The organism is Mycobacterium sp. (assembly GCF_050700595.1).
Lineage (GTDB): Bacteria > Actinomycetota > Actinomycetes > Mycobacteriales > Mycobacteriaceae > Mycobacterium.
In genome coordinates, this window is sequence record NZ_JBOHHI010000146.1 from 1 (window position 1) to 4,160 (window position 4,160).

The 4,160-nt window shown below is 65.5% G+C and carries 3 protein-coding genes; 2 read left to right on the forward strand and 1 reads right to left on the reverse strand.

Features of this window, described 5'->3' with window-relative positions; translation table 11 throughout:
• Positions 1-351 (forward strand): cutinase family protein (locus ACRDTL_RS13860; RefSeq protein WP_431507282.1); only part of this gene is annotated, 351 nt, incomplete at its 5' end.
• A gap of 174 nt (positions 352-525) precedes the next feature.
• Complete coding sequence (aceA, locus tag ACRDTL_RS13865; protein WP_431507283.1) at positions 526-2,829, forward strand: isocitrate lyase ICL2; 2,304 nt, start codon at positions 526-528, stop codon at positions 2,827-2,829.
• A 14-nt stretch (positions 2,830-2,843) separates the two neighbouring features.
• On the opposite strand, the gene ACRDTL_RS13870 is transcribed toward aceA, so the two are convergent.
• Positions 2,844-4,007: an LLM class flavin-dependent oxidoreductase gene (locus tag ACRDTL_RS13870; RefSeq protein WP_431507284.1), complete on the reverse strand. Its 1,164-nt coding sequence runs from the start codon at positions 4,005-4,007 to the stop codon at positions 2,844-2,846.
• Positions 4,008-4,160 lie beyond the last annotated feature (153 nt).

The following is a 4,160-nucleotide window of genomic DNA, read 5'->3' on the forward strand; positions in this document are numbered from 1 at the left end:
GTGACGGGTTACGTCACCTCTGACCGAATCCCTGACGGCTACACCCCGCCCGAGGCCATTACCGGACCGATGGCGCCCGGGGTCGCCAGCCACGTCGCCGCGGTGGCCCTCTTCGGGACACCATCCAACGATTTCTTGGCCAGGTACGATGCGCCGCAGATCAACGTCGGTCAGGCCTACGCGGGCAAGACCGTCCAACTGTGCGAGCCCGGCGACCCGATCTGCTCGCCAGACGGCACCGACAACGGAGCGCACACGCTGTATGCGGTCGACGGCATGGAAGGCCAAGCTGCCGACTTCGTCACGCGTCGCCTCGGCCAAAACTGGGACTACACAGATCAGTTGCCCTGACCAGCCCGGTCCCTATCGCCTTGTGCACCAATAGCTTCGCTCGGTCTGTCGATCGAGCGCCACGGTTGCCGCGCGGCGAGACCGGGCTATGGCAAGAAAACGACAGGCAGCAAACGGCGCCCGGGTAGACTCTCATCGTCTCCAGCGGACCGCGCTGAACAGGAGCGTAAATCCATGGCCACCACTATCGAAGCGGACGCACAGCCCCGCACACCGTTCGAACAGGACATCGCTGCCACACAGCGATACGTCGACAGTCCGCGCTTCGGCGAGATCATCCGGCTCTACACCGCCCGACAGGTCGTAGAGCAGCGTGGCACGATCCCCGCCGACTACCCCGTGGCGCGAGAGGCCGCGGAGGCTTTCTACCGGCGGCTGCGCGAGCTGTTCGCCCAGCATAAGAGCATCACGACGTTCGGCCCCTACTCGCCGGGCCAGGTCGTGACCATGAAGCGGATGGGCATCGAGGGGATCTACCTGGGCGGTTGGGCCACCTCTGCCAAGGGCTCCACCACCGAGGACCCGGGGCCCGATCTGGCCAGCTATCCGCTGAGTCAGGTGCCCGAGGAGGCCGCCGGGCTGGTGCGTGCCCTGCTCACCGCCGACCGCAATCAGGAATACCTGCGCCAGCGCATGAGCGAAGCGGACCGGGCCGCGACCCCGGCCACCGATTTTCGGCCCTTCATCATCGCCGACGCCGATACCGGCCACGGCGGCGATCCGCATGTCCGCAACCTGGTCCGCCGGTTCGTCGAGGCCGGTGTGCCGGGATACCACATCGAGGACCAGCGCCCCGGCACGAAGAAATGCGGCCATCAGGGCGGCAAGGTTCTGGTGCCTTCCGACGAACAGATCAAGCGCCTCAACAGCGCCCGCTTCCAGCTGGACATCATGCGGGTACCTGGCATCATCGTCGCGCGCACCGATGCTGAGGCGGGCAACCTGATCGACAGCCGTGCCGATGAGCGCGACCAGCCGTTCCTGCTCGGCGCCACCAACCTCAAGATCCCCTCTTATAAGGCCTGCTTCCTGGCGATGATGCGCCGGTTCTACGAGCTGGGGGTCAAGGAGCTGAATGGTCACCTGCTCTACGCGCTGCCCGAGGGCGAGTACGCCGCGGCGGATGCCTGGCTGGAGCGCCGGGGCATCGCCGACCTGATCGCGCGGGCAGCCACCGCCTGGAAACAAAACGGTGTGGCTCAATCGCTCGACGCTCTCTACGACAAAGTCGAGGCGCGGTTCGTCGAGGTCTGGGAAGACGACGCCGGGTTGATGACCTACGGGGAGGCCGTGGCGGAGGTGCTGGAGTTCGCGGAGCGCGAGGACGAACCGCGCGACATGAGCGCCGCGGAGTGGAAGCGGTTCGCCGAGCGTGCGCCGTTCTATGATGCCCGCGACAAGGCGAGGGAATTGGGCGCCGCGGCCCGATGGGACTGTGAGCTGGCGAAGACCCCCGAGGGCTATTACCAGGTCCGCGGTGGCATACCGTATGCGATCGCCAAGTCGCTGGCCGCGGCGCCGTTCGCCGACCTGCTGTGGATGGAGACCAAGACCGCCGATCTCGCCGACGCCCGCCAGTTCGCCGAGGCGATCCATGCGCAATATCCCGACAAGATGTTGGCCTACAACCTTTCTCCCTCGTTTAACTGGGACACCACCGGAATGACCGACGAGGAGATGCGGGCCTTCCCCGAAGAGATCGGCAAGATGGGCTTCGTTTTCAACTTCATCACCTACGGCGGCCACCAAATCGACGGCCTCGCCGCCGAAGAGTTCGCCACCGCTCTGCGCCAGGACGGCATGTTGGCGCTGGCTCGCTTGCAGCGTCAGTTGCGCCTGGTTGAGTCGCCGTACCGCACGCCGCAAACTCTGGTCGGTGGGCCGCGGAGCGACGCCGCACTGCTCGCCTCTTCGGGGCGCACGGCGACGACCAAGGCGATGGGCGAGGGATCCACCCAGCACCAGCATCTCGTACAGACGGAGGTGCCGCGCAAGCTGCTGGAGGAATGGCTGGCGATGTGGAGCGAGTACTACCAGCTCGACGAGAGGCTCCGCGCGCAGCTACGGCCGCAGCGCGCCGGCTCGGAGCTGCTCGAGCTGGTCATTTACCGCGAGGGCGGTCACACCGAGGAGAAGCTCGCCAACGTGATCTTCACCCCTTTTCAGGACCGCCGCGAAACCACCATCCTCACGGTGCGCGACCAGAACACTTTCGAAGAGAAGTTACGCCAGAAGCGGCTGATGACTTTGATTCATCTCTGGCTGGTGACCCGCTTCAAGGCCGACGCGGTGCACTACGTCACTCCGACCGAGGACAACGTCTATCAGACCGAGAAGATGAAGTCCCACGGCATTTTCAGTGATGTCCACCAGGAGGTGGGTGAGATCATCGTCGCCGAGGTGGACCATCAGCGCATCGACGAGTTGCTGGCGCCCGATCATGAGGCGCTGTGGCGGTTGATCCGCAAGGAAAGGTAGCGGGTGACGGTCGGTTATTTCGACCCGATTTCGTCCTGATATTTCTTGGTCATGTGGTCGATGGCCTGCAGTTGCGTCTGGGCGAGGTCCTCGCGCACTTCGCTGGCCCGCGCAGCCGCGTCAATCGTCGGTTGCGCCTGGCCCTGGAAGTACGGCATCACCTCGGCGGCGAACAATTCCGCCGATCGCCTGGTAGCTGCCGGATTCGCCCACTCGTGGCCCATTTGCAGCATGCCGCCGAAGCCGCCGGACTGATCCCACAGCCGCTGTACTTGGGCCCGCGCCCGCTCCGGCGTGCCGATCACACCGGCGCCACTGTCATTGATGATGTCGATCATCTCGTCGAGTCGATCCCCCGGCATGGTCATCTGCGGGAAGGCCGCGACCTTTTGGAAGTAATGGAACCATGGCTCGATGCCGAATTTCACGTCGGCGCGGGCCTGTTCGTCGGTTTCGGCGATGTGGAAGGGGCCGACCAGGCTCCAGTTTTTGCGGTCGACCTGGGTGCCGAAGGCCGCGGCGCGCTCTTCGACGATGCCCCAGTGGTAAGCGAGTGCGTCGAAGCCTTCGATCGTCAGCGTTGCCCCGATGGACAGCAGGCCGATGCCGTGCTTGCCGGCCAGCCGCGCACCGGTCGGCGAGGCGACCGCGGCGACGGCCAGTGGGATCCCATCGTCGGAGTACGGGGCCAGCTGCAACCTGGCATCGAACAACTCGTGGGTTGCGGTTTTGGCGGTCACCGTCTCCCCCGCCAGCAGGCGCACGACGATGTCGAGGTTGGTTTCCAGAAGCTCGCGGGTGTCGGTCGGGTTGAGTCCGATCATCCCCGAATCGGTGGGCAGCGAACCGGGCCCTACCCCGCCGATCACTCGACCGTGAGTGAGGTGATCCAACAGCATCAGCCGGTCGGCAACCCATAGCGGGTTGTGGTATGCCAGCGAGATGACCCCGGTGCCGAGCCGGATTCGGTTAGCTCGCCCGGCGGCGGCAGCGATGAAGATCTCCGGTGAGCTGATGATCTCGCTGCCGGCCGAGTGATGCTCCCCGATCCAGACTTCGTCGAAGCCCAGCGCGTCGATGTGTTCGACGAAGTCGAGGTCACGCTGCAGCGCGAGCGTCGGGTTGGTGCCGGCACGGTGGAACGGTGCGATGAAGTATCCGAACCTGAGCTTGGCCATTCGAGGTCCCCTTGCGATCGAGATACCCGAACTTTAACCCGGGCGGCCAGCGTGGGATCAGGGCCAGCCGCCGCAACCGACACCCGGAACGCAACCGCCGCCGCCGCCGGGACCGCCGCCGCCGCTGGGGCCGCCGGGGATTTGGCCCCAGCC